Below are 26,370 nucleotides of genomic sequence, written 5' to 3' on the forward strand. Positions count from 1 at the left end.
CGCTGCGACGAGCCTTTTTGCAGTCAGGAGACGCATCATGAATCGCAGCAACGCTGTGAACGTTCAGACCTTCCTCAACGAACATCCATTTTCACCGTTCCAGTGGCTGGTCTTTTTCATGTGTTTCGTGATCGTCCTGCTGGACGGTTTCGACACGGCCGCCATCGGTTTCATTGCGCCGTCGCTACTCGCGGAATGGGGCATTGCGAAACCGGCGCTCGCACCCGTATTGAGTGCGGCGTTGTTCGGCCTTGCATGCGGCGCGCTGGTGTCGGGGCCGTTGTCCGACCGGCTCGGACGACGGGGAATGCTGCTGGGCTCGGTGTTGCTGTTCGGCGCCGCCTGCCTCGGCTCGGCATTTTCGACGAGCATCGAATATCTGACGGTGCTGCGCTTCATCACCGGCGTCGGCCTCGGTGCGGCCATGCCGAACGCCGTCACGATGATGGGCGAGTACTGCCCGGACAGCCGCCGCGCGACCGTGATCAATCTGATGTTTTGCGGCTTCCCGCTCGGCGCGGCATTCGGCGGCTTTCTCGCCGCGTGGATGATTCCGCATTTCGGCTGGCGCAGCGTGCTGATGCTCGGCGGTATCGCCCCGCTTCTCCTGCTCGTCCTGCTGGTGATCAAGATGCCGGAGTCGGTTCGCTACATGGTCGCCAACAATCAGCCGGTCGCGCGGATTCGCACCGCCCTGTCGCGCATTTCGAGCGAAGCCGCGCAGGCTGACTCGTTCATGATGACGGAAACCGCGCCGCAAACGGGCGGCAAGGGCGCGGGGGTAGTGCTGTCGCGCGCGTACATCGTCGGCTCGCTGATGCTGTGGATCACGTACTTCATGGGCCTCGTAATTTTCTACGCGTCGATCAACTGGATGCCGATTCTGCTGAAGGACGCCGGCCTCACGCCGCAACGCGCGACGCTGATTTCCGCGCTGTTCCCGCTCGGCGGCGTAGGCGCGGTTGTGTGCGGCGTGCTGATGGATCGCTTCAACGCGAACCGTATCATCGCGGCCTGCTATGCGTTGACCGCCGTGAGCGTGTATTTCATCGGCCAGGCGGTGGGCAATGTCGGCGCGCTCGTGTTTATCGTGTTCGTTGCAGGGGTGCTGATGAATACCGCGCAATCGTCGATGCCCGCACTCGCTGCCGCCTTCTACCCGACGCAAGGCCGCGGCACGGGCGTCGCGTGGATGCTTGGTATTGGACGCTTCGGCGGCATTGCCGGTTCATTCCTCGTGGCGGAACTCGCGCGCCGTCACTTCACGTTCGCCGGCATCTTCGCGACGATCGCCGTGGCCGGCGTGATCGCGTGCATCGCGCTGCTGATCAAACAGGCGGCGCGGCCGCATGTGGCAAATGCATCGGTGCCTAAAGCGGAGTCGTTCGGACACTGAGGGCCTCGCACGGAAGTGCGTTGCTGGTCCAGACAAGCCGCCTCTCCAGGCGGCTTTTTCTTTTCAAGCTCCAACCTGCGTTGCCGGGTTCGGGGCTTGCTGGAAGTGATGCCAACCATCTTATGGAGCACACGACATGAACCCCGATTCCCTTGCCGATTCCCTTGCCAGCTCCCCTGCCTATTCGCTGCCCGTTCGCCATGTTCCAGTTTTCGGCATGGCGGCGCAATCCGATCCACCGGCTGATGAAAACGACGACGACCTCGATGACGAACTCGACGAAACGGGCGAGGTCACCAACAGGAGCAATGGCAAAACAGGCACCGACACCGAAGCCGAGCCGGACAAAAAATAGTCGCCCACAGCGACGAATCGACGCGGGCAGCAAGGGCTCGCTACCGCGGCGTTAAACTGCGGCCTTTGCGCCCAACAGGATTCGTCGTCATGAAACGCGTGGTGATATCGGCATTGCTTGCAGGATGCCTTGTTCAAACGGCCGTTCAGGCCGTGGCACAAACGGTCAGCAATCAGTGCTTTGCGATTGGCGATATCGCCGGCCAGGTCGCTTCGTGGCGCGCGCACAAGAAGACCAAAGCGCAGGCGCTCGATCAGGCCGCAAAGTACTATCGCGACGATGCAGACCGCCGGACGTTTGCCGCCATCATCGAGAAAATCTATGCGCCCAACGCGCCGCGCATGACGCCCGACCAGGCCAGCATGGCGTTCACGTCCGAGTGCGCGACGGCGCGCAACGAACAGGCGTTAGCGCACTAACGCCTGCGACCGTGAATGCTACGCGGGCGGTCGCCACTTGTCGTGCGCGCGTCGACGGGTCCATGCCGCGGGCGCTAACGTTGCAACGCAATCAGCACAATATGCTGTGGGCGCCCGAAAAAAACAATCTGCACACCGTGGGCCGCTTTTTGAGGCGATTCATTGATTGCCGGACGCGCGTAGCATCGGCTTATGGAACGAGCTTCGCGCTGCTCTACACCTGCTGCGCGCTTACAGAAACCGTACGCCCGAAACTGTCAAAACGGCAACCCAAGGAGCAACGCAATGTCTCTCGCATTGACGCGCAATGAACTGATTCGCCCGCTGAATTTCATCGGCGGAAAATGGATCGCCGCCGCGAACGGCGCGCGCTTTCCCGTCACTAATCCCGCGACCGGCGACACGATCGTCGAAGTGGCGAACAGCAGTGCCGCCGACGCACGCGCCGCAACCGACGCCGCGGCCAGCGCGTTGCCCGCATGGCGCGGCAAGCTGCCGCGCGAACGTGCTGAGATTCTGCGCCGCTGGCACGCGCTCATCGTTGAAAACACCGAAGACCTCGCCAAGCTGATGTCGACGGAACAAGGCAAGCCTCTGGCGGAAAGCCGCGGCGAAGTCGCGTATGGCGCGTCATACGTCGCGTGGTTCGCAGACGAGGCGACGCGCATCTACGGCGACATCATTCCGCAGCAGCAACGCGGCAAACGCATGAGCGCGGTGAAGGAAGCCATCGGCATCGTGGCCGCAATCACGCCGTGGAATTTCCCGCTCGCGATGATCGCCCGCAAAATCGCGCCGGCCCTTGCGGCCGGTTGCACGGTAGTCGCCAAGCCCGCCGAAGACACGCCGCTCACCGCACTCGCGCTCGCCGCCCTCGCACAGGAAGCCGGCGTGCCCGACGGTGTGCTGAACATGCTGTCCGCTTCGCGCGACCAGGGCATCGAAGCGGTGGCCGATTGGCTCGCCGATGCTCGCGTTCGCAAAATCACGTTCACCGGTTCGACGCCGGTCGGCAAACATCTTGCGCGCGAGTCCGCCGCCACGTTGAAAAAGCTCTCGCTCGAATTGGGTGGCAATGCGCCTTTCATCGTATTCGACGACGCCGATCTCGACGCCGCCGTCACCGGTCTGATGGCAGCGAAGTTCCGCAATGGCGGGCAAACGTGTGTATGCCCGAATCGCGTGTATGTGCAAGCCGGTGTCTATGAGCGTTTCGCCGATCTGCTCGCGAAACGCGTGGCGGCCCTGAAGGTTGCGCCTGCAACGGACCCGAGCGCGCAGATCGGCCCGATGATCAACGAACGCGCAATCGACAAGATCGCGCGTCACGTGGAAGACGCCGTAAAACAAGGCGCAAAAGTGTTGACCGGCGGCAAACGCCTAACAGAGTTGGGCCCGAACTACTATGCACCGACGGTGCTGACCGACGCGAATGACGGCATGCTGGTGTGCTGCGAAGAGACCTTCGGACCGGTTGCGCCGCTGTTCCGCTTCAGCGACGAAGCCGAAGCGGTGCGTCTCGCGAACGACACGCCGTTCGGCCTCGCCGCTTACTTCTTTACGCAGGATGTGCGGCGTATCGACCGTGTCGCCACCCGGCTGGAAGCAGGCGTAATCGGTATCAACGAAGGCGCTGTGTCGAGCGAAGTGGCGCCGTTTGGAGGCGTGAAAGAATCGGGCTATGGCCGCGAAGGCTCGAAGTACGGACTCGACGATTATCTGTCGATCAAGTACCTGTGCCAGGGCGGCTTCGACCAGTAAGCAACCGGCTTGCGTTAAACCAAAGCGGTGCGATGGGCTTCCACCAGTTCGGCCATGCTGTTAAAGCGAAAGTCGATCTTCGGCTGGGAGCCCGGGTCCATTGTCGCGCCAAAGCCCTCTTTGGCATGCCGGCGATAGATCCAGCACGACGCAAGTCCGAACTCATTCGCCGGCTTGTGATCGTGAAAGAGACTTTCCGCCGTGTGAAGAATCTTGTCCTTGGAGATGCCGCGTTCGCCCAACTTCTCCAGCATGTACTCGAAATTGCGCGGCGACGGCTTATATGAACCGATATCTTCAGCGGTGAAGATTGCGTCGAATTCCACCTGCAGCCTTGCGTTGCTATAGCTGAAGCTCTCATTGTCCACGTTCGAAAGAATGACCAGCTTGTAGTGCTGCTTCAGGTACTGCAACGCTGCGGCTGAATCGTCGAATGCCGGCCAGTTCTGAATCGATCTGCCATAAGCCATGCAGTCGTCGAGTGTGTACGGCACGCGCCATTCTTCGGCGAGGCGCTTATAGACGATCGGCAACAACTCCTGATATCGCCGGTAAGGCGTGTACTTTTGCTGCGACGACTCGTGTCGCGCGTGTGCTTCAAGTACCTGGTCGCGTGTCAGCGTTTGCTCGACGCGTTCGAGAAGCGGCCGCAAGCCTTCGAAAATGCCTGTTTCCCAGTCGATTAGCGTGCCGTAGCAATCGAACGTCAACGTGTCGAAGTCAGTCAGTCGCATTGATTGCGCTCCTCATTTTCGCGGATCATAGGCAACAGTGTAGGGTATTCTGCGCGTACCGACGTCAAACAGAATCGCTATGAATCTTAGGGCCCTGCAGTGCTTCGTGATTCTCGCCGAGGAGCTGAATTTCAGCCGTGCTGCTGAACGGCTTCACATTGCGCAGCCCGCGCTGAGTCAACAGATCCGCTCGCTCGAAGAGCGGCTCGGCACGCAACTGGTCGACCGCGCTCGACGGCCGCTCACGCTGACCGAAGCGGGACTTTACTTGTGTACAGAGGCTCGCCAGATACTCGGTGCTCTGGAGCAGGCGAGCCTCGCGACGCAGGAAATCGGCATAGGCCGGCGCGGCTGGCTCAGCGTCGGCTTCACGCGCTCGGCGATGTACAGCATTCTGCCGCCCGCGCTCAAAGCGTTTCATCAAGCGTATCCGCAGGTGGAACTGAAGCTCTTCGAAATGCTCACTGAAGAACAGACCGATGCGCTTCGCGACATGCGGATTCACGTGGGCATTGGCCGTCAGCCGCTGGCAATCGAAGGATGCACGTCGTACCCGCTGCTGCGCGAACGGGTGGTGGCCGCGTTGGAGCCGGGCCATCCGCTCGCCGCCCGGAAGAGCTTGAAGATCACCGATCTCGCCGATACACCGTTGATCCTTTACCCGAAGCATCAGAATGCGCAGTTCAAGCGCTCGGTTCTATCGTTGTATCGCGATGCCGGACTGACGCCGTTCGTCGCTCACCAGGCGTATGAGATTCAAACCGCTATCGCGCTCGTGGCCGCTGGGCTGGGTGTCACGTTCATTGGCGAGTCGGTAGCGCGGCTCGGCCGCAGCGACGTTGTCTATCGCCACCTGACAGGACCGGCTTCCAGATATCGCTCGACGCTTGCCGCGACTTTCCGCTCGGACGACGCGTCGCCGCACTTGCGTGCGTTCCTCGCCTGCCTTCCGCCGCCGCTTGAGAACACCGCACTATAAGCAAAAGCCTATAGAAGCATAAGCAACCGGTCTTGGACTGCTCACCCGCCCGTTCTTATCATTGCCTGCACATATGACAAGAACGCAGGGACGGCGCACTCGCCGTCGCCGCAAGGTAGGAGACAGTATGAACCCGATCGACGAAGCCGCAACCATGCGAAAGGTATATGGGCGCCTGATGCCCCTGCTTTTCGCCATGATGTTCTTCAATTACCTCGACCGCATCAACATCGGTTTCGCCGCACTCGACATGAACAAGCAGTTGGGCTTTAGTCCCGCTGTGTTCGGTTTCGCGGGTAGCATCTTCTTTGTCGGATACATGTTGCTGGAAGTGCCAAGCAACCTGCTGTTGCATCGCGTCGGCGCACGGCGCTGGATCGCACGCATTCTTCTGACGTGGGGCGCCGTGGCCGCGGTGACTGCATTCGTGTTCAACGACACGAGCTTCTACGTGCTGCGCTTTTTGCTCGGCGTCATGGAAGCCGGCTTTTTGCCGGGCGTCGCGGTGTATCTGACGAAGTGGTTTCCGGTGCGCTACCGGGCGCGAGCGGTGGGCGGCTACATCATCGCCGGGTCGTTTTCGGCAGTGCTGGGCGGGCCTATTTCCACGGCGCTCATGACCTACGCGGACGGCATTCTCGGTTTGCACGGCTGGCAGTGGATGTTCATTCTCGAAGGCGTGCCGGCAATGCTGCTCGGTCTCCTCACCCTGCGCATCATGACCGAGCGCCCGGCCGACGCCGAGTGGCTCTCCGTCGACGAAAAGCGCTGGCTCGAATCCACGCTCGCCGCAGAACGGGAAGCCCTGGGCGGCAACACGCACTTCCCGCTTATGCGCGTGGCGGGCGACATTCGTGTGTGGAGTCTGGCTTGCCTGTTCGGCTGCGCACTGGTCGGCATTTATGGATTGTTCCTGTGGTTGCCGCAGATCGTCAAAAGCCTTGGACACCTTACTAATCTCGAAGTCGGCTTTCTGTCCGCCGCGCCGCCTTTACTCGGCGTGCTCGGCACCTTTCTGATCAGCCGCAGCTCGGACCGCACCGGCGACCGGAAGAAACACCTTGCTTTCGTGTACGGAATGAGTGCGCTTGCCATTGCCGGCAGCGCGTATGCGCCGAATCCGGTGATCGCCTACGTGCTGTTGTGCGTGACCGGCCTGTTTATCTACGCGGGCAATCCGCTCTTCTGGAGTCTTGCATCGTCGTTCAGAACCGGTGCGGCAGGCGCCGCGACTATCGCGCTCATCAATACCATTGCGCAGTTCGGCGGCCTGGTCGGCCCATGGAGTATCGGTCTCGTGCGCAGCGCAACTGGCAACTTCAAGCTCGCGTTGCTGACGATTGCAGCGTTCCTGCTCGTGGCCACGGTCATCGCACTGGTGATGCGTGTCACGGCATCGGAAGACGAAACACAATCGCTCGCCGCAGGCGACGCCGCGCCGCGTGCGTAACGAACATCGCGACAACAAGCAAAGGCATTGCAAACCATGATCATCGATTGTCACGGGCATTACACGACCTCGCCGCCGCAACACGAAGCCTGGCGCACGCAGCAGATTGCCGCGTTAAAGGACGGCCACACGCCGCCCGCACGCCCCAACATTAGCGACGATGAAATCCGCGAGAGCATCGAAACGGGCCAGTTGCGTATTCAACGCGAACGCGGCACCGACCTCACGATCTTTTCGCCACGTGCCGCGGGCATGGGTCACCATCTCGCCACCGCGCAAGCAAACGCGCAATGGTCACGCGAATGCAACGACCTCGTGCATCGCGTGTGTTCGCTGTTTCCGCGCAACTTCGTGGGCGTATGCCAGTTGCCGCAAGCACCAGGCGTGCCGCCCGCGAACTGTATTGACGAATTGCGGCGCTGTGTCGAAGAACTCGGTTTTATCGGCTGCAATCTGAATCCCGATCCATCCGGCGGACACTGGTCGGGTCTGCCGCTCACGGATCGCTCGTGGTATCCGCTCTATGAAGCGATGGTCGAACTCGACGTGCCCGCGATGATCCACGTGTCGTCGTCGTGCAACCCGAACTTCCATGCAACCGGTGCGCATTACATCAACGGCGACACCTCCGCGTTCATGCAGTTGCTGACTGGCGACCTGTTCGCGGACTTCCCCACGCTGCGTTTCATCATTCCACACGGCGGCGGCGCAGTGCCTTATCACTGGGGACGTTATCGCGGTCTCGCGCAGGACATGAAGCGACCGCTGCTGCGTGATTACCTGCTAAAGAACGTGTTCTTCGATACCTGTGTCTATCACCAACCCGGCGCTGAGTTGCTCGCGAAAGTGATCCCCGTCGAAAACATTCTGTTTGCGTCGGAAACGATAGGCGCGGTGCAAGGCGTCGATCCGGAGACCGGACACCATTACGACGATACGCGCCGCTATATCGATGCAATCGAATGGCTTAGCGACGCGGAGCGCCAACGCATATATGAGGACAACGCGCGTGCCGTGTATCCGCGGCTTTCGCGTCAACTCGACCGGCAACTCGCGGCGCAAGGAGCTATTGTATGAACCCAATCGGATGGCGGGAGTATGAGTCGGCACCCCAGGCTGGAGCGGCGACTCTCGGTGCATTGCGCGAACTTGCGGTGTCCCTCCTCAGCGACAACATGGCACGCACGAGCGGCATGCTCGGATTGCGACCGTATCATCGGCCGAAGCCGCTTGCAGGCACCGCGGTCACGGTGCATACCCGGCCTGGCGACAACCTGGCGATTCATCGCGCGTTCGATTTCTGCAGACCCGGCGACGTGCTGGTGATCGACGGCGCCGGCGACCTGACCCAGGCGCTGATGGGCGAGATCATGGCGAGCTTCGCTCAGAGTCTGGGCGTGGAGGGACTCGTGATAGACGGTGCGATACGCGACGTCGGCGCGTTAGGTCAGCGCGACTTTCCGGTGTACGCACGCGGCGTCACGCATCGTGGTCCGTACAAGAACGGACCTGGCGAAATCAACGTGCCTGTCACCGTCGGCGGCATGGTGGTCCATCCAGGCGATATCATTGTCGGCGATGAAGACGGCCTGCTCGCAATCGCGCCCGCCGACGCCGAAGCTGTTATCGAAGGCGCGCGCCGCCAACAAGCGAAAGAGATGGCAGCCTTGAAGTCGATTGCCGATGGCAACTTCGACCGCTCGTGGGTTGCCCCTCAACGCGACAGGATGATGAACACCTGACAGTGAGCCTCATGGCGCAATATCTGAACGCTGAAATGCTTGTTGAACTGGCGCGTGCCGCAGAGGCGCGCGCCATCGGGCCATGCGCGTGCATGAAAACGCCGCTCGACGGCTGGCAGTCGCAACCGCTTTCTCTCGACGAAACGCAGTTCGAGGAAATCGGCACGCTGCTGCCGCAAGACTATGTCGAGCCGACTTTCAGCGAGTACTTGCCGGACAAGACAAGCTATTGGTCGGCCGACGCGCCCATTGCGCCGCGCTACTTTCCGTACAACCGCTGTGCAGTGTGGAAATGCGTCTTATGCGGACGTCTCTATCTGCACTACACCGAAGGCGGCGGCTATTTTGTCGATCGCAGAATTCGCGCGGTGAAAGCCGATTTGATTGAAGACGTGCCATTGCTTCCCTAAAGCCCTAACGCCCGAACGCAATAACGCAGTAACGCCCTAGCCGCTTGCCAGTCGAGCGATCTGTGTCTCCGATATCGCGCGAACGTCCACGCGTCGCGGCAAAATCGCGTCGCGGTTCGCACTGTCGGCCACTTTCTGAAGCGCGGCAATATCCTTATCGTTGATGAAATGCTGTTTGAGCGACGCGCGCCGCGTGATAGTTTTCGCGGCATCGAGCGGAGAGCGCGTCAACGTCGCATAGATTTGTGCATATGCATCTTGGTTTGCTAATGCCCAGTCGCCCGCGCGTTGCAGCCTCAACAGCACGTCGGCAATGGCCGCGCGTTTGCCCGCGTCCGCAAGCGACGCTCCTGACGCAGTAATAAAGCCTAGCCCGCTATTGATGCCAGTGCCGTCGCGCAAAATGCGGGCGCCGCGTTGGACGGCAATGCCGTAGTACGGATCGAATGTCGCCCACACCTCGATGGATCCGGAAGCGAATGCCGCAAATGCATCGACGGGCAAAATGAAGCGCACCGTCACGTCGTCTTTCGATAAGCCCGCTTCGGCGAGCGCGCCATACAACTGGAATTGCGAAATGCTGCCGCGTGCCGACGACACAAACACGGTGCGTCCTTTCAGGTCGGCAACCGTGCGTATCGCGGAGTTCGGCGGGACAAGGATGCCGAGTTGCGCGCCCGAACCCACGCGGGTCGCCACGATCTTCAGCGTCGGATCGCCAACCGCCGCCGCGAGCACCGGTAAATCGCCTGCCGGTGCGAGATCGACGGCGCCCGCGCGTTGCGCTTCGAACAGCGGCGCCGCCCCCTGAAAATTCGCCCAGCGAAAAGCGTATGGCGCACCGTCCAGCACTTTGGCCGCCTCGACGAGCGCGCGCGTGCCGCCGGCCTGGTCACCGAGTACGAGCGTGGTCGATGCAAGATCCGCAGCCAGCGTATGTTGCGAATGCAATGCGCCGGTCGCCGCGAAGGCGGGCACGGCACCCAGCAGTTTCAGCATGCGCCGTCGCGTTGAAAAAGAAGTTGGAGCGGAATGAGCCATAAGCCCTCACGTCAGGTCGATACGTCAGCGTATCGAGCCGCGCGCGGCATGGGAATGAATCGATTTCGATAACGTTATTTGCCGGCGCGCTTTGGCGTCGGGCGCGCGCTATGAGCGTCGAAGTCGAAGGGCATGCAGGTCGTTGCGAGGCTTGTATGTGAGTGCTCCAGTACACGCAAAAAACCGCCACTGTGCCGTTTGAAGTGCCGCTCTGACTACCCGCGATTCAAAGTTGAAACGAATCGGTCCGACGCCGGCCAAAAAACCGCCTCAATTCGTCGAAGAAAGCCGCGAACGACACACCTGGGTCAAATCCCTAAATTTGGGCTGCACAGCATAGCCATGGCCGGAAAGCGCGAAGTTTCGCCACGGCAAAAATGACCTGCAGATGAGGCAGAACTGATTCAAGTCGGTCAGAACTACGCGTGCCGGCATCTTGCGAAGTGCGATCAACGGGCTGCAACCCCGGCGCGCTATGGAATCGACCACGACTGGCCCACTCCTTGCCTTTATCTTTTCATACAGCCGGCGACACGACCATCGACCAGGTCTTGCCAACGGGGGCTTCTCTAAAACGCTCGAGAACGAGCAGCGAGAAGAACGATCCGGCTGCGAAATAAAAGAATGCAAGGAGTACCAGAAGATGCAGTCTCTCATCCTCATTCGAACGGGCTTGCGGTGTGCCTTGCGCATCGCGCGTCGTCTTCTGGCATCGCATCTCGCGGTCATATTCAATGCGCCGCTTACGTTCCCTGTTTCCCGCAAGCTAATCCCGCTGACAGTCGCGCCGTGGCGCAGCCAGCGCACAAATCGTAGCGGGCCGTTTTCGCCTCCTGCCCGGCCGCTCTCATCCGCAGCGCCCGGACGCCATTTCCTGTAGCACCCTTGTAGTGAGCAGTACGTTGTACCCAAACCGTAGTTATTCGATGACATTTAAGTTAGCCATCCTAAAGGGAGTTCAATCATGAAATCGTTTATCAACAGCGCCAAGGCATTCATTCGCGACGAAGACGGCGTGACCGCCATCGAATATGGCCTGATCGCCACGCTCATCGCGCTCGCCATCATCGTTGGCGCGACGGCCGTTGGTACCAATCTCAACGCGAAGTTCAACTTCATCGCAGGGAAGCTCGCGTAAATACGGACCGGTGCCGGCGGACGAATCGTGCAAGCGTACCGTCCGCCGCCACCGCCGTTAGCCGCTGCCCGGCCCGCAAGGCCGCCATCCAGTTGAACGGGAGTTGATCATGCAATCGCTCATTGAATCCATTGACGCATTCGCCCACGACGAAGAAGGCGTCACCGCAATCGAGTATGGCCTCATCGCCACGCTCATCGCGCTCGCCATCATCGTCGGTGTGACGGCCATCGGGACGAACCTCGAGGCGAAGTTCATCGCGATCTCCGGCTATCTGGCCTAGTTTCGCGCGAAGTGCCGATGGGCGTGCCGCGTTCGCGCCGACGTCCATCGCACCCCCCTTTTTCAGTCTGCGGTATTGCCGATAAGAGCTTGCCATGTTGATTACCAGCAACGTCCTGCCACCGATCGCCCCGTGCGTCATCGCGCTCGTGGTCGCTGCCGCCAGCACGGACATCCAGTGCCGGCGTATTCCGAACATGCTGGTCGGCGCCGGTCTGCTCGGCGCGCTCTTTGTGCAGTGCTGGCTCAAGGGATTCGGCGACGGCGCCGGCGCGTGGTTCACGGGCTCCGTTGTGGGACTCGCGCTGTTTCTGCCGTTTTATCTCGTGCGCGGCATGGCCGCCGGCGACGTCAAGCTGCTCGCGATGGTCGGCGCATGGATTGGGCCGCTGCTCGTGTTCCATGCGGCTCTCGCCACGTGTGTGATCGGCGGCATATGGATGCTTGCGCGCACCGCGCGGCGTCATCAGTTGGGAAAGGTCTGGGCAAATCTTCGCGTCATTGTCCAGCCCTCGTTGCGCAAAACAGGCGCGGCTTCCATCGAATCGGTGGGATCGGTGCCCTACGGCGCAGCCATCGCAGCAGGAACCATTTCGGTGCTGCTGACGGCAACGGCATAACGGAATCACAACCGCGTGCCGGACGACGATCCGGCATCCGAAGCGATAAAGCCGTGCTCAACGTAGCGCGCGGCACCGGGGAGCAGGACATGAACACGAACGTTACGGCCACAGCCCAGGCAGCAAGCGCACCTCTCGACACGGACGCCGGCCAGAGCTGCACGAACGACATGGTATTGCGCGCGCCGCGCACGGTTGCGGACACCGGCTTGCCCGCGCTCTTCGTCGCGCATCTGGTTCTGAAGTCCCTTTTGCAGAACGGCAAATCGTCGCTCGGCGATCTCATTACGCGGCATTGCCTGACAGCAGCGGCACTCGAAGAAACGATCGGCTTCCTGGTGCGCGAACATCTTGTCGAAATCGCCCATCGCGGTGCGGCCGATACCGATGTCTATCTGCGCCTCACCGACGCCGGCCGCGCTCTCGCAGCTCACGAAGCAAGCCGCTCCACCTATTGCGGCCCCGCGCCGGTCACGCTCCAGGCGTATGTGAGCATGGTCAACGCGTATTCGGTAAAACGCATCCGCATTGCGCAGCACGACGTGCGCGCCGCCTTCCCGGACCTGATCGCCGATATGCCGTTGATCGATTCCGCAGTCGCCGCGTTGAACGCCGGCCGGCCCGTCATGCTCTATGGCCCGGCGGGCGGCGGCAAGACCTACCTCGCCGAACGACTTGGAGAATTGCTGCAAGGCGCTGTGCCGGTTCCCTATGCGATTCATGTAGCGGGCGATGTCATCCAGTTGCACGATCCGCTGATTCATCGCGACGCTTGCGCTAGCGCTCTGCCTCACGTAACCGATCGCCGCTGGCGAGTATGCGAACGGCCGGTGGTGATGTCCGGCGGCGAACTGACATTGGCGATGCTCGATCTTCAGTACAACGCGAACAGCGGCTTTTATCAGGCGCCGCCGCATATGAAGGCGAACATGGGCCTGTATGTCGTCGACGATCTCGGCCGCCAGCGCGTCGCGCCCGCCGATCTGCTCAATCGCTGGATCACGCCGCTCGATCGCGGCGTCGATCAGTTCTCGCTGCAGTCGGGTGCGCGCTTCGTGAGCCCGTTCGATGTGTGGCCCGTATTCTCGACCAACCTTACCCCTGCCGAACTGAACGACAACGCCTTTCTGCGCAGGCTCGGCTCGAAGCTCCATGTCGGTCCGCTATGCCTCGACGACTACCGGCGCCTCTTCGACGCTCAATGCGCAGCGCACGACATTGAACAGGCACCCGGCGTGTTCGAGTACCTGCTGCACCAATTGCATCTGCGCAGCCGGACACCGCTTCTCGCCTGTTATCCGGCCGATCTTCTCGCCGTGCTGCGTTCTTTCGCGCTCTATCACGGCGACGCACCGGTCGTCACCGAATACCGTCTGGCGCATGCATGGCACAGCTATTTCGGCAGCGCGCCGGAACATGAAGACACGCATCTATCCCATGCCGGGGAAGCCGGCAAACGGTACGCCGGCGTCTGATCAGCAGGTGCCATCGCAACTCATGAAAGGAGTATCAACATGAAGACCAGTCGCGCAATTGTGATGTTAGGAATGGCTCTGCTCGCGGGTCTTGCCGCCGTCGGTTTCGCGTCGCGATGGTTGCTGCAGGCGTCGTCGTCGGCCGTCACGCCGGTTGCGGTGGCCACCGCCGAAGTGAGTCTCGGGCAGCCGCTGAATCCGAACATGATCCGCACGGTGAACTGGCCGTCCGCAAGCGTCCCGCCCGGCGCGTTCAAGGATGCCAAAGCACTTGACGGGCGCGTAGTGCGCACGAGCCTCGAACCCGGCGAGCCGGTGATCGAATCGAAGCTCGCTCCGCAAGGCACCAAGGGCGGGCTCTCGGCGGTGATCGGCGAAGGCAGGCGTGCGATCACGGTGCGCGTGAACGATGTCGTGGGTGTGGCGGGTTTTGCACTGCCCGGCAACTATGTGGACGTGATCGTCAACACTCAGGAACCCGAAGCGAAGAACTCTGACCCGCAGCAGAGCATCTCGAAGATCGTCCTCGAAAAGATTCTCGTGCTTGCCGTCGCGCAGCAGGTCAGCCGCGACGACACGCAGCCCAAGGTCGTCAACGCAGTCACGCTCGAAGTGACGCCTGACCAGGCCGAAAAACTCGATCTCGCGCGCAGCGTCGGCAGCCTGTCGTTGGTGCTGCGCAACCAGATCGACGACCGCGCGTTGCCCACCGGCGGCGCGACCAAGGTCACGCTGCTAGGCAGGCCCGCCGCGCCGGCATCCGCGCCCGTTGTCGCGGCGGCGCCCGCTCGCGTCAAATACACGGCCCGCCCTGCGCCGAAGCGCGACTGCGTCGGCGTGCTGTCCGGAACGCAAGGTAGTCAGGAATGCTTTTGATCACATAACAGTCGGGCAATGCCGCCGCGTGTCGCGCACGACAGTTCGCTCGCAACGGGGCTACGGGGAGATAAAGAAATGAAATCGAGTCAACGGAAACTCATGAACGGCTGCGGGATGCGCGCCGCGTTGCTGACCACAACGATATGTGCATCGCTGCTCGGGACGCAGGCGGTGCACGCCCAGGAAGCGCTCGATCCGGGCATGTCCGGCAAAGGCGTTGCCGTGCCCATGCCGCGCGGTCCAGTGCAAATGACCATCAGCATGAATCCCACGGCGGCACAGCCTGCCAGCGCAATGCAAAGCGCCGCCGCCCGCGGTCCTGCATGCAGCCGCACGCAGAACGAGCAGAGCACGGTGGTAGTGCCAATCGGCAAGTCGACGCTGATGCACACCGCGGAACCGGTGCGCAATCGCACGCTGGGCAATCCGTCGATCGCGCAGGCCACCATGGTGTCGCCGCAAACGCTGTACGTGGTCGGGATGGCGGTCGGCACCACCAACATGATCGTGCAAGGCAAGAGCGGCGCGTGCGAGGTCATCAACGTGGTAGTGAACGCGGATTCCGGCGGCCTGCAGACTTCGCTGTCGCAACTCATGCCCGATGAGCCGAACATCCGCGTCTCGACGGTCGCGGGAGACCTCGTGCTCGCCGGCCGCGTATCGAATGCACAGGCCGCCAATCAGGCACAGGAAATCGCAAAAGCATACGCACGGAGTTCGCTGCCAGCAGCCAACGGCGCGTCGAATGGCAACGCCAAGGCCGCGACCGTGCTCAACATGATGAGCGTCGACTCGCCGCAACAGGTGATGCTCGAAGTAAAGGTCGCTGAAGTGTCGAAGACCGTGCTTAACCAGTTGGGCTCGGCAATGAACATTCAGGGCGGCTTCGGCTCGTGGAGCGGCGCGTTGATCAGCAGCCTGCTCGCGGGCGTGTCGAGCATCGTCGACGTGAACAAGGCGAATAACCGGCCATTCAATGTCGCGATCGACGGACAGCACGGCGATAACCTCGTGAAGATTCTGGCCGAACCAAATCTCGTCACGTTGAGCGGGCAGGAGGCGACATTCCTCGCAGGCGGCAAGGTTTTTATTCCGATTCCGCAAAGCAACCTGAACGGCGTGGCGACCATCGTCTTGCAGGAAGAGGAATTCGGCGTCGGCCTGAAGTTCACGCCGACTGTACTCGCCGGCGGCCGCATCAACCTGAAGGTGGCGCCGGAAGTGTCGGAGCTGTCGTCCACCGGCGTCACCGTGGGTGCGACGAATACCAACAATCTGACGATCTTGCCGCTGATCACCACGCGCCGCGCTTCCACGACGGTGCAGATGAACGATGGAGAGACTTTCGCGATTGGCGGCCTGATCAAGAACAACGCGTCGGGCACGTTGAAGGCCATTCCGGGTGTCGGCGAAGTACCGGTGTTGGGCGCGCTCTTCAGAAGCACGTCGTATCAGCAGGACCGCACCGAACTCGTGTTCATCATCACGCCGCACCTCGTGAAGCCGTTGCAAACGGCGGCGAATCTGCCGCTGCCCACCGACCGCCTGAAGACGCCGAACGAGGCCGACGTTTATCTGATGGGCAACATGGAAGGCCGCGATCCGGCTGTCGACAACAAGCCCGCGCCGCCGATGCCTGCCCCTGCGCCGTCCCCGGCGATGGCTCCGGCACCGTCGCAACCGCAGGTTCCTGCAGTCGTTCCCGCCGCCGAGCCGCCCGTCTCCGCCATGGTGCCGAATCAGGCAGCGGCGAGCACACCGCTGCCTGAGGCGAAAGCCGCGCAAATTGCTGCTCACAACTAACGCAACCCCTCGGAGAACGTCATGACAAACCACACCATTTCCTCCTTGCGCTGGGCTGCGTTACTCCTGCCGGCGTGCCTCGCGCTCAACGGCTGCATGTCGACGACGCCCGACTTCGACCGGCACTTCGGCGAATCGGTGCGCAGCTACACCGAGGCCCAGATCATCGACCCGGACGCGGCCTCCAAAAATCCGTCGACGATGGGCGTGGACGGCAAGGCTGCGGTCGCGGCGATGTCGAACTACAACGCGTCGCTGAAGGCACCGACAACGTCCGCCAATGCATTTGTGATCGGCGTGGGCCGCAGCTCGGCCGGCGGTGCGGGCGCGGGCGCGGGCGCGGCCATGCCTTCGCCTGCAAACGGCGAGTAGGCAACGTGAGCCTTGCAACGGCGCGAGCCGTCGCAGGGCCAACCCGGCAACGATTCCGCGGACGACAACATCATGATCAATATCCTCATCAACTCCGAGCACACGGGCCGAATGTCCGAGGTCGTTCGCTTCGTCACTGACTGCGGCAATTGCACGACGACCCGCATGCAAGGCGCACCCTCCACGTTGCTGGAGCGCGGCGACAGTCTCGATGCGTTCGACGTGCTGATCATCGACGCGGCGTCGATCGAGCGCGCCGAACTCGATTCGGTCAACCTGCTGGTGCACCGCTATCCGCGCCTCACGTGTCTGTTGCTGTTGCCGCAGACGTCGCCCGACACGCTGATCGCCGCGATGCGCGCGGGCGTTCGCGACGTGCTGAACTGGCCGCTCGACGCACGCGCGCTCGGCGCCGCCGTGCAGCGTGCCATGGCCCCGCACGCCGACGAGGCTCGCCAAGAAACGCATATGGTGTCGTTCATTTCGTGCAAGGGCGGCGCAGGCACGAGCCTGATCGCGGCGAACGTGGGTCACGCGATCGCGACGCTGCACGGCAAGCGGGTGCTGCTCGTCGACCTGAACCAGATGTTCGCCGACGCCGCGTTTCTCGTGAGCGATCAGGAGCCGCCGTCGACGTTGCCGCAAATCTGCGCGCAGATCGAACGCATCGACGCCGCGTTTCTCGATGCGTCGCTCACGCACGTCACGCCCGGCTTTCATGTGCTGGCCGGCGCAGGCGATCCGTTGAAGGCGCTCGATATTCATGAAGAGCAGCTTGAATGGATTCTTGGCGTTGCCGCGCCGCGTTACGACGTCGTGCTGTTCGATCTCGGCCAGAGCATCAATGCGCTGTCCATCGTCGCGCTCGATCGCAGCGCCGAGATTCACCTGGTGCTTCAGGCAAGCATGCCGTATGTGCGCGCGGGCCGCCGTCTGCAGGAGATGCTCGTGTCGCTCGCGTATTCGCCCGACAGGATGCGCCTGCTATTGAACCGGCACCGCCGCCACGACGAGCGAGCCGCGAGCGCGCTCGAACAGGTGCTCGGCAGGCGTCCTTCGCATCTGATCGCCGACGATCCGCAAGCGGCGGCCGAGGCCGTCAACCTCGGTGAGCCGTTGCTGAAAAATGCGCGCAACAGCGCGCTCACGCGCAGCATACAGGCGCTCGCACAAAGCATCGTCAATCAGTCGACAGGCGTCGTCCCGCAGAAGAAGCGCGATGACCCGTTGCTCGCCCGGCTGTTCGGCCGCTCGGCCACGCAGCGGCAGTCGACGGCGTCATAACGTCAGCCAGGAGAATCTCATGTCACTACGCGAACAGATGTCGTCACAAACGGTCCATGCGCTGCCGGAACGCCAGGCGGGCATGCGCGCGCCTCTCGGTCTCGCGCGAGCCGCTTACCAGACGCTCAAACGCAAGGTTCACGAAGCCGTGCTCGATCGGGTCGAACTGGAACGTCTCGCGCGGCTGCCGGCCGAGCAGGTGCGTCAGGAAATCGGCGGGCTGATCGGGCGCATCCTCGAAGAAGACAAGGCACCGGTCAACGACCTCGAACGCAGGCAGTTGATGACCGACATCCACGACGAGATGTTCGGTTTCGGTCCGCTCGAAGCGCTGCTGCGCGACCCGAGCGTATCGGACATTCTGGTCAACACGTACCGCACGACATACGTCGAGCGTGGGGGACGGCTGGAACTCACGGACGTGACCTTCTACGACGACGCGCACCTGATGAAGGTGATCGAGAAGATCGTCTCGCGAGTCGGGCGCCGCATCGACGAATCGAGTCCGATGGTCGACGCGCGCCTGCCTGACGGCTCGCGCGTCAACGCGATCATTCCGCCTTCCGCCGTGGACGGACCGCTCATGTCGATCCGGCGGTTCGCAGTGAACCCGCTGCAGATGAGCGACCTGGTGGCGTCGCAAAGCCTCACGCCGCCCATGGCCGAACTGCTCGATGCGCTCACGCGGGCAAAGGTCAACGTGCTGGTGTCGGGCGGAACGGGCAGCGGCAAGACCACGCTGCTCAACATTCTGTCGGGCTTCATTCCCGAAGGCGAGCGCGTGGTAACGATCGAAGACGCGGCTGAGTTGCAACTGCGGCAGCAGCACGTGCTGCGTCTGGAAACGCGGCCGCCGAATGTCGAGGGACGCGGCGAAGTCACCCAACGCACGCTCGTGCGCAACGCGCTGCGGATGCGGCCGGATCGCATCATCCTCGGCGAAGTACGCGGCGCGGAAGCGCTCGACATGCTCAATGCGATGAACACCGGCCACGAAGGATCGCTCGCGACAATTCACGCCAATACGCCGCGCGACGCACTGACGCGCCTCGAAAACATGATCAGCCTTGCCGGCCTTGCGCTGTCGCCGAAGAATCTGCGCCAGCAGATTTCGTCCGCGATCTCGGTGGTGGTCCAGGTGGCCCGCTTGACCGACGGCCGGCGCAAGGTCGTCAGCATTCAGGAATTGACGGGCATGGAAGGCGAGATGGTGAATATGCAGGAGATTTTCACGTTCAAACGAACGGGCATCGATCAGAACGGCACGGTACGCGGCCACTTCTGCGCGACCGGCGTAAGACCGAAATTCACCGAGCGGTTGCAGGCGTTCGGCATTGCGCTGCCCGACCAGCTCTACGATCCGGCCCGGCGCTTCGATACGGCGTAACGGTCGGCGCTGCGCACGCGGCTCATCTTTGTGAGGCATCTATGAATCCGATCTTTTACGCCTTCGCTTTCCTGCTGTTCGTTGCGGTGGTCCTCGGTATAGAAGGGGTGTATCAATGGTGGAACAGCCATCATGGGCCCGCCGCGCGACGCCTCGATCAACGGATCAGAGCGCTGTCGGCGGGCGCGCATGTGCACGGCGAGCGCCTGTCCATCCTGAAGGAGCGCATGCTCAGCAACTCCGCGCCGCTCCATGCGCTGATGTTGCGCGTGCCGCGCATCCACGCGATCGACCGGATCGTCGTTCAGTCGGGGTTGAGCCACACGGTCGGGCGGCTCGTGATGCACAGCGTGGCGGCCGTTGTTGTCGTATTGCTCGCGGCCAGTTTCTCTCCAGTGCCGGTGCCGACGCTCGTCATGGTGCTCGCCGTCGCGGCGGCCCTCGCGTTCCCAACACTGCGCGTGCTGCGCGCCCGCGCGAGGCGTCTGCGTGTTCTCGAGCGGCAGTTGCCCGAGGCCGCCGACATGATCAGCCGCGCATTGCGAGCGGGCCATTCGTTTTCAAGCGCCATCGGAATGCTCGGCAACGAGTTCGCCGAACCGACGGGCTGCGAGTTCCGTACCGTCTTCGATGAAATCAATTACGGCGTCACGATGAACGAAGCACTGCTCAATCTTGCAACGCGCGTGCCGGTTCGCGATCTGCGCTACTTCGTGATCGCGGTGCTGATCCAGCGCGAGACCGGCGGCAATCTCGCAGAGATTCTCGACAGCATTGCGTCGCTGGTTCGCGACCGGCTGCGTCTGTTCGATCAGGTGCGCGTGCTGTCCGCCGAAGGGCGCCTGTCCGCATGGATCATCGGACTATTGCCGTTCGCAGCGGCGGGCGCGATGAATCTGTTGAACCCGAGCTTTCTCTCGGTGCTCTGGGAAGATCCCGCCGGGCTCAAGGTCATCGAATCGGTGTTCGTGTCGATGCTGTTCGGCGTGCTGTGGATGCGGCGGATCGTGCGGATTCGCGTATAACGCCGGCCGTGCGTGAAGAGAACCCACTTGGAGAGTCACGATGGAAACGCTCGATTCAGGGACCCTGTTGCTGCTCGGCGGCGTGTTCGTCGCCACATTCGCCGGCGTGGTCGCGCTCATGTGGTGGATGACGCCAAAGGATATGCAGCGCCGCATCCAGCAGGCCGGAGGCGTGTCGATATCGCGGCAAACGCAGTCTTCAGCCGGCTCGGGATGGGCCGAGAAAATCGCGGAGATTTCGCGGCCGATCTCGCAACTGTCCATTCCAAAGGACGGCTGGGAAGACTCGCCGTTACGGCTGCGTTTGATGAACGCGGGCTGGCGTTCATCGACAGCGGCCGGGCTCTATTTCGCGGCGAAGACCGTGCTCGCGCTGCTGCTGCCGCTTGTCGGCCTCGTCGCATTGATGCGCACGCCGGTTGTCAACGGACAGTACGCTGTGAGCGCAACGATCCTCGCCATACTCGCGGCGATCGGCTACTACACGCCGAACATCATATTGGCGCGCTGCCGTGTGCGGCGTCAGCGCGCGATTGTCGAAGGCTTCCCGGACGCGCTCGATCTGCTGACGGTTTGCGTGGAAGCGGGCCTCGGTATGGACGCCGCGCTGATGCGAGTAGCCAACGAAATGCAGCTCGCAAGTCCCGAAGTCGCAAGCGAACTGCAATTGATGCTGCTCGAACTGCGTTCCGGCTTCACGAAGGAAAAGGCGCTGCGCAACCTCGCGTTGCGCACGGGTGTCGAGGACGTCGACAACTTCGCTTCGATGCTGGTGCAAGCGGATCGCTTCGGTACGAGCATCGGCGCTTCGTTGCGCGTGATGTCCGACACGCTTCGCACGCGCCGCAGAATGCGCGCAGAGGAACGCGCCGCCAAGATCGCATTGAAGCTGTTGTTCCCGCTGATCTTCTGCATCTTCCCCGCATTGATGACGGTGCTGATGGGACCGGCGTTCATCCACATCTACCGCATTTTGCTGCCGACGCTCGGCACGTGACGCGTTCATCGGCACGCGGCGCACGCATTGGTTGAAAACAACAACGCGCACAGGGGACGAGAAATGAGCCATAAAACAACGCACTTTTCATCATTTTCCGAAACGCGCCCGGCCTCGCGCAGACGCGGGCGGCGCCGCGAGGCGGGCGTCGCGGCGGTCGAGTTCGGACTCGTCCTGCCTCTGCTGTTGCTGATCGTGTTCGGCATGGTCGAGTTCAGCATTGCGCTGTACGACAAGGCGGTGATCACCAATGCGAGCCGCGAAGCTGCACGCGCCGGCGTGATGTACAAGGTACCGCCACTCACGGCCGCTCAGATCACCACTGTCGCGCAGAACTATGCGTCGACGTATCTGATCAGCTTTGGCGCGTCGCCGTCGCCGGTGAGCGTGGCCGTAGATCAATCGTCGGGCACGACGACCGGTCAGCCGCTCAAAGTCACGCTCACCTATTCGTATAGCGGCGTGGGGCTCGGCACGATCGTCAGTCAACTGGTGGGCTCGGTGCCCATCACCGCCATCACCACGATGAACTACGAATAACGACGCGCAACCGGCAGGCCGCCACTGCCCGGCGCAATCCACACGCGATGGAGGTTCACATGAGACCCCGAAGAAATCCTGCGCCGGCGCGGAACCGGCAACGCGGCGCCGTAGCGGTGATGACCGCGCTGTGCCTGACCGTACTGATCGGCACGACTGCGCTCGCGGTAGACCTGGGCCGCGCGTGGGTCGTGCGCAACGAACTGCAGAACGCTGCCGATGCGGCGGCGCTTGCCGGCGCTGGAGCGCTCGGGCCGAACTACGCGACCCCGAACTGGACGCAGGCGGAAATGAAAGCCCAGTCCGCGATCACGCTAAACCGGACCGAAGGCTCGCTACTGCTGACGGCCCAGGTTCAGAGCGGCTACTGGAACGTGACGGGCACACCCGCCGGCTTGCAGTCGCTGCCTGTGCCCTCGCCGGGCGCCTACGACAGACCTGCCGTGCGAGTGACGGTAAGCCGTGCGGCCGGGCAGAACGGCGGACCGCTCCCGCTCGTGCTGGCGCCTATCATCGGCATCAACACAATGCCGATCAGCGCAACGGCTGTGGCGGTCATCTCGGCGCCGGGCTACGCCGCGCCCGGCGCACTTTTTCCGACAGCCATCTCGAAGTGCCTCTATACGGCCTACTGGAATGCAGCGACGGGACAACCGGTGAACGATCCCGCGACCGGCCGCCCTCAGGAGTTCAGCATAGGATCGACTTACCACTATGCCGGCTGCGCGGCGAGCGTGGGCTCCGGGCAATGGACGTCGTTTCAGTACAACGTTCAGGACGTGACATCGATCCGCAATCTGATCGCCAACGGCAATCCACTGCCGCTCAATATCGGCGATACGACATGGATTCAATCCGGTGTTAAGAATTCGATCTACAACTCGGTGCCTGCTCCCGCCGATGTTCTGCTGCCGGTGGTCAACACCCTCAATACGGGCAGCCCCGTGCCCATCGTCGGGTTCGCGCCTTTTCATATCGACGGTTCGGTGAACGGCAGCAACCCGTACATTTACGGCCATCTCATTGCGGGCTACAAGGCGCCGTCGGCTAGCGGAGGCTCCGGCGCCGCGACGTATTACGGCGCCGTCACAGCGCCGAGTCTCGCCAACTAGCGAACTTGGCCATGCCTCGCACGCCGCGAATCCACCTGCCGGGAACGTTCGCTGCGACTGTATAGCCTGGCGCCCGCCATCGCGGCGACATAGGTCGTCCGCGAGACCGGCGCCGGTCATTTTTTTCAACGCTTCAAGTAACCCTTTCATACGATGCGTTTACACGAGGGTTGCAGCGGACTTCGCGGAATGGAAAGAGCGGCAGACATTGCGCACCCCGACCGCGGAGTCCCCAACGGCAGGAGTAGCGACATGCAAAACGCGGAAGACAATCCCACGCAGAAACAGCAGAACGAAATGGCCGCAAAGAGTCCGGTGCATACCCCTGCAGCCGGAACGGCTTCTCCAGACGCTCATACGCAGGCGAAAGAGTTCGGCAGCTCAAGTAACGCCGGCGCGGCCGAGCCGACGGGGCGCCACGACAACGCGCAGAATCTGCCGCCTATCGATCTCGACGCGCTGACCGCCGATTCGCCCGACCCCGTGCACCGGGCGAGCAGCCGCACGGTCTCGGTGGACGCGGCCAACACGGCGTCAACGGATAACACCGTCGATACCGACGGCAAAGGTCTTGAAGCAAAGCGAGGACTGTCGCCGTGGCACGACAACGTCATCTCGTCGAATGCGACGCTCGAAAACAACGTTCCCGCGCCCGCAATGGGCCTGGGCGGCATAGACAGCCGCGCCGGCGGAAACATGCCGCTGATTGCGGCGCGCGACGGCTGGCAAGTGTCGTATCGCGGCACTGTTTACATCGAGCGAAGGAACGGCTCGCTCGCAGAACACGTCATACAGTTCGACGCCCGCAGGGCAAGCGGCAACGAGCGAACGTAAGCTGCGGTAATCCGGCGGGACTGCGCAAGGCATGGACCTTGCGCAGCGTTTTCGCCGGACACATGGCGCGCCTCCCTCCCCGGAAGCACACCGCTGTCGCCTGCCGGCGCACCAGTTCGGGAAGGCACCATGGAACTCGTCGATCGGAGCGATCGGAGTCGCGCTAGCCGCGTGCGCGGGCGGCGGCGCTCACGCGTTTTATCCCGCTATGCGGGTCGGCCGGTTCGTCTCATCTGGCGCTATGTCGCGCGTCACAAAGTGGCTCACGTCATCATGCTCGTCAGCGTCGTGGCCGCGGTCGGCTTCGCGCTCGCGTCGCAATACGGTATCCGCAATCTGATCGACGCGCTGCCGCAAGGGCGCGCGCATCCCCAGACGGTCGAGTACGCGTTTGCCGTGCTCGTCGGCCTCATTTTCGCGGACAACCTGATGTGGCGCGTCGCCGGCTGGGTCGCGGCACGCGCATTCGTGCGCGTGACGGGCGACATCCGCCAGGACATGTTCGAGTATCTGACGGGACATGCACCTTCGTTTTTCGCGGACAAACAGCCGGGCGTTTTATCCAGCCGTGTGTCGGCCACGGCGAACGCGGTGTACATCATCGAAAACACGGTGGCATGGACCGCCTTGCCGCCGACGCTGACCGTGATCGGCGCGATCGTGATGGTGGCCACCGTGAGCGTTCCGATGAGCGTCGCGCTCGTCGCCGTTTCGGCAGCCCTCAGCGCGTGTCTGTTCTGGCTCGCGCGCAAGGGCACGTCGCGGCACGAGGCGTTCGCGAGCCAGGCGGCTTCCGTAGACGGCGAACTGGTCGATGTAATCGGCAACATGGGGCTCGTGCGTGCGTTCAGCGCGGTCAACGCGGAGCAACGGCGCTTCGACGGCCATCTCGAAGCCGAGGCCGTTGCGCGCAAGCGCAGTCTGCTGTATCTGGAGAAGCTCCGCCTGCTGCATGCGTTCGCCACCGTGGTGCTGTCGGCGGGCGTGCTCGGCTGGACCGTGTGGCTTTGGACGCAAGGTAGAGCGAGCACCGGCGACGTGGTCCTCGTGGGCTCTCTGGGCTTTTCGATTCTGCATGGTTCGCGCGATGTGGCGGTGGCATTCGTCGATTTAACGCAGCACGTGGCGCGCCTCGCGGAAGCATCGCAAACTTTGCTGACGCCCTATTCGATGCCGGAACCGCCCAAAGCAATACCGCTCGCGGTGCGCGAAGCGACAGTCGATTTCGACAACGTCTCGTTCGCTTATCCGGGCCGCAGGCCGGTATTGAACGAGTTGACGCTGCACATCCAGGCAGGGGAACGCGTGGGACTGGTCGGACCGTCCGGCGCGGGGAAATCGACGGTGCTCGCGCTGCTTCAGCACTTCTACGAGCCGGCCACCGGATGCGTACGCATTTCCGGCCAGGACATCTCGCAAGTGACGCTGGAAAGCCTGCAAGCGGCGATCTCGGTGGTGCCGCAAGACGTCACGCTGCTTCATCGCTCGTTGCTCGACAACATCCGCTATGGCTGCCCCGATGCAAGCGAAGCCGACGTGAGGCGCGCATGCGAAGACGCCAGCTGCATGGATTTCATCGGGGCATTGCCTGACGGCTTGAACACGATAGCCGGCGACCGCGGCGCGAAGCTCTCCGGCGGACAGCGCCAGCGCGTCGCAATTGCGCGTGCAATCCTGAAGGACTCGCCGATACTTCTCCTCGACGAGGCGACCTCGGCGCTCGACACCGCTTCGGAAATCGTCATTCAGGCCGCGCTCGAACGTCTCATGCAGAATCGCACGGTGATCGCGATCGCGCACAGGCTGTCGACGTTGCAGTCGTTCGACCGGATCATCGTGATGAACCGCGGCCGCGTCGTTCAGGAAGGCACACCCGCGCAACTTGCCCAAGTGCCGGGCATCTATCGCGATACGCTGGCGCGCCACGGCCGGCGCACCCCCGCCCCTACGCTGAACTGACCTGCCCGCGCCCCTGCCGCATTCAAACGACTTCGCGGCAAGGGCTAGCCGTCCATGCGCTCGCCTTGTGTCCTGATCAACTCGACGAGACGCTTCGCGGGCATCCGGTAACTGGTCTGCTGTTGAATACCCCATTCGGAGCGCTCCGTTTCGACGAGCAAAACGTACTTGCCGTCCGGGCTCGCTTCCAGGTGCTGCATGTTCAGCATTTCCTCGCCGGCAATATCTGTTTCCTGCCCGAGCGTCATGACACCTTTCGCGCCACATCCCATGCCACGCCTCCATGCCGTTGCCGCCGGCGATCGCAGGTCCGCTTCGTCGCCTGCATCGATCCAGCAAAGCGCGTACCGGCGAAGCAGTCACCGACAATTGACGG

Annotated in this window: 27 protein-coding genes; 24 read left to right on the forward strand and 3 right to left on the reverse strand. The window is 62.5% G+C overall.

Going from position 1 to position 26,370, the window contains the following annotated elements; genetic code table 11:
- The first annotated feature begins 37 nt into the window (after positions 1-37).
- The 4 genes from H281_RS0132615 to H281_RS0132630 all read left to right on the forward strand — a co-directional run bounded on the left by H281_RS0132615 (position 38) and on the right by H281_RS0132630 (position 3,931).
- Positions 38-1,396, forward strand: coding sequence for an MFS transporter (locus H281_RS0132615; protein ID WP_020071329.1), 1,359 nt, complete (start codon positions 38-40; stop codon positions 1,394-1,396).
- Positions 1,397-1,532: 136 nt separating this feature from the next.
- On the forward strand, positions 1,533-1,751 hold the full coding sequence (locus tag H281_RS0132620) for a hypothetical protein (protein WP_020071330.1): 219 nt from the start codon (positions 1,533-1,535) through the stop codon (positions 1,749-1,751).
- 89 nt (positions 1,752-1,840) lie between these two features.
- Positions 1,841-2,170, forward strand: coding sequence for a hypothetical protein (locus H281_RS0132625; protein ID WP_020071331.1), 330 nt, complete (start codon positions 1,841-1,843; stop codon positions 2,168-2,170).
- A gap of 285 nt (positions 2,171-2,455) precedes the next feature.
- Positions 2,456-3,931, forward strand: coding sequence for an NAD-dependent succinate-semialdehyde dehydrogenase (locus H281_RS0132630; protein ID WP_020071332.1), 1,476 nt, complete (start codon positions 2,456-2,458; stop codon positions 3,929-3,931).
- A gap of 14 nt (positions 3,932-3,945) precedes the next feature.
- Here H281_RS0132630 and H281_RS0132635 read toward each other — a convergent pair whose 3' ends face one another.
- Positions 3,946-4,665: a haloacid dehalogenase type II gene (locus H281_RS0132635; RefSeq protein ID WP_020071333.1), complete on the reverse strand. Its 720-nt coding sequence runs from the start codon at positions 4,663-4,665 to the stop codon at positions 3,946-3,948.
- A gap of 79 nt (positions 4,666-4,744) precedes the next feature.
- Between H281_RS0132635 and H281_RS0132640 the strand changes: the two genes are divergently transcribed.
- The 5 genes from H281_RS0132640 to H281_RS0132660 all read left to right on the forward strand — a co-directional run bounded on the left by H281_RS0132640 (position 4,745) and on the right by H281_RS0132660 (position 9,246).
- Complete coding sequence (locus H281_RS0132640; protein WP_020071334.1) at positions 4,745-5,644, forward strand: LysR family transcriptional regulator; 900 nt, start codon at positions 4,745-4,747, stop codon at positions 5,642-5,644.
- A gap of 127 nt (positions 5,645-5,771) precedes the next feature.
- Positions 5,772-7,094: an MFS transporter gene (locus H281_RS0132645; RefSeq protein ID WP_020071335.1), complete on the forward strand. Its 1,323-nt coding sequence runs from the start codon at positions 5,772-5,774 to the stop codon at positions 7,092-7,094.
- A 36-nt stretch (positions 7,095-7,130) separates the two neighbouring features.
- Positions 7,131-8,171: an amidohydrolase family protein gene (locus tag H281_RS0132650; protein WP_020071336.1), complete on the forward strand. Its 1,041-nt coding sequence runs from the start codon at positions 7,131-7,133 to the stop codon at positions 8,169-8,171.
- Positions 8,168-8,836, forward strand: a complete 669-nt coding sequence (locus tag H281_RS0132655) for an RraA family protein (protein WP_020071337.1) — start codon at positions 8,168-8,170, stop codon at positions 8,834-8,836. The genes H281_RS0132650 and H281_RS0132655 overlap by 4 nt, the downstream gene beginning before the upstream one ends.
- Before the next feature lie 11 nt (positions 8,837-8,847).
- Positions 8,848-9,246, forward strand: a complete 399-nt coding sequence (locus tag H281_RS0132660) for a hypothetical protein (protein WP_020071338.1) — start codon at positions 8,848-8,850, stop codon at positions 9,244-9,246.
- 36 nt (positions 9,247-9,282) lie between these two features.
- Here the strand turns inward: H281_RS0132660 and H281_RS0132665 are convergent, their stop codons facing one another.
- Complete coding sequence (locus H281_RS0132665) at positions 9,283-10,245, reverse strand: ABC transporter substrate-binding protein (protein WP_020071339.1); 963 nt, start codon at positions 10,243-10,245, stop codon at positions 9,283-9,285.
- A 1,006-nt stretch (positions 10,246-11,251) separates the two neighbouring features.
- Here H281_RS0132665 and H281_RS0132675 point away from each other — a divergent pair.
- The 15 genes from H281_RS0132675 (at position 11,252) to H281_RS0132745 (ending at position 25,994) form a co-directional block, all read left to right on the forward strand.
- Positions 11,252-11,425, forward strand: a complete 174-nt coding sequence (locus tag H281_RS0132675; RefSeq protein WP_020071341.1) for a Flp family type IVb pilin — start codon at positions 11,252-11,254, stop codon at positions 11,423-11,425.
- A 109-nt stretch (positions 11,426-11,534) separates the two neighbouring features.
- Positions 11,535-11,708, forward strand: a complete 174-nt coding sequence (locus H281_RS0132680) for a Flp family type IVb pilin (RefSeq protein WP_027805140.1) — start codon at positions 11,535-11,537, stop codon at positions 11,706-11,708.
- Positions 11,709-11,802: 94 nt separating this feature from the next.
- On the forward strand, positions 11,803-12,327 hold the full coding sequence (locus H281_RS0132685) for an A24 family peptidase (protein ID WP_020071343.1): 525 nt from the start codon (positions 11,803-11,805) through the stop codon (positions 12,325-12,327).
- Between the two features lie 89 nt (positions 12,328-12,416).
- Positions 12,417-13,802: a P-loop NTPase family protein gene (locus H281_RS0132690; protein WP_020071344.1), complete on the forward strand. Its 1,386-nt coding sequence runs from the start codon at positions 12,417-12,419 to the stop codon at positions 13,800-13,802.
- Between the two features lie 39 nt (positions 13,803-13,841).
- A complete protein-coding gene (gene cpaB, locus H281_RS0132695) occupies positions 13,842-14,678 on the forward strand; it encodes a Flp pilus assembly protein CpaB (protein WP_020071345.1) in 837 nt (278 codons plus the stop codon).
- Between the two features lie 78 nt (positions 14,679-14,756).
- The gene (locus tag H281_RS35140) at positions 14,757-16,484 is read left to right on the forward strand and encodes a type II and III secretion system protein family protein (RefSeq protein WP_084690239.1); all 1,728 of its coding nucleotides are present in this window, start codon (positions 14,757-14,759) and stop codon (positions 16,482-16,484) included.
- 21 nt (positions 16,485-16,505) lie between these two features.
- The gene (locus H281_RS0132705) at positions 16,506-16,856 is read left to right on the forward strand and encodes a hypothetical protein (protein WP_020071347.1); all 351 of its coding nucleotides are present in this window, start codon (positions 16,506-16,508) and stop codon (positions 16,854-16,856) included.
- Positions 16,857-16,928: 72 nt separating this feature from the next.
- Positions 16,929-18,140, forward strand: coding sequence for an AAA family ATPase (locus H281_RS0132710; RefSeq protein ID WP_027805142.1), 1,212 nt, complete (start codon positions 16,929-16,931; stop codon positions 18,138-18,140).
- 19 nt (positions 18,141-18,159) lie between these two features.
- Complete coding sequence (locus tag H281_RS0132715) at positions 18,160-19,527, forward strand: CpaF family protein (protein ID WP_020071349.1); 1,368 nt, start codon at positions 18,160-18,162, stop codon at positions 19,525-19,527.
- 41 nt (positions 19,528-19,568) lie between these two features.
- Entirely contained in the window at positions 19,569-20,552 is a 984-nt protein-coding gene (locus H281_RS0132720) for a type II secretion system F family protein (protein ID WP_020071350.1), read from the forward strand.
- Between the two features lie 40 nt (positions 20,553-20,592).
- Positions 20,593-21,549, forward strand: a complete 957-nt coding sequence (locus tag H281_RS0132725; RefSeq protein WP_020071351.1) for a type II secretion system F family protein — start codon at positions 20,593-20,595, stop codon at positions 21,547-21,549.
- Positions 21,550-21,612: 63 nt separating this feature from the next.
- Positions 21,613-22,089 (forward strand): TadE/TadG family type IV pilus assembly protein, encoded by a 477-nt coding sequence (locus H281_RS0132730; RefSeq protein ID WP_020071352.1) that lies wholly within the window; start codon positions 21,613-21,615, stop codon positions 22,087-22,089.
- A gap of 59 nt (positions 22,090-22,148) precedes the next feature.
- On the forward strand, positions 22,149-23,201 hold the full coding sequence (locus H281_RS0132735) for a TadG family pilus assembly protein (protein ID WP_027805143.1): 1,053 nt from the start codon (positions 22,149-22,151) through the stop codon (positions 23,199-23,201).
- Between the two features lie 252 nt (positions 23,202-23,453).
- Positions 23,454-24,035, forward strand: coding sequence for a DUF3005 domain-containing protein (locus H281_RS0132740; RefSeq protein WP_020071354.1), 582 nt, complete (start codon positions 23,454-23,456; stop codon positions 24,033-24,035).
- A gap of 129 nt (positions 24,036-24,164) precedes the next feature.
- Positions 24,165-25,994, forward strand: coding sequence for an ABC transporter ATP-binding protein (locus H281_RS0132745; protein WP_020071355.1), 1,830 nt, complete (start codon positions 24,165-24,167; stop codon positions 25,992-25,994).
- A 44-nt stretch (positions 25,995-26,038) separates the two neighbouring features.
- Here the strand turns inward: H281_RS0132745 and H281_RS0132750 are convergent, their stop codons facing one another.
- Complete coding sequence (locus tag H281_RS0132750; protein ID WP_227471264.1) at positions 26,039-26,242, reverse strand: hypothetical protein; 204 nt, start codon at positions 26,240-26,242, stop codon at positions 26,039-26,041.
- Positions 26,243-26,370: the final 128 nt, after the last annotated feature.

The organism is Paraburkholderia caledonica (assembly GCF_000383275.1).
GTDB lineage: Bacteria > Pseudomonadota > Gammaproteobacteria > Burkholderiales > Burkholderiaceae > Paraburkholderia > Paraburkholderia caledonica.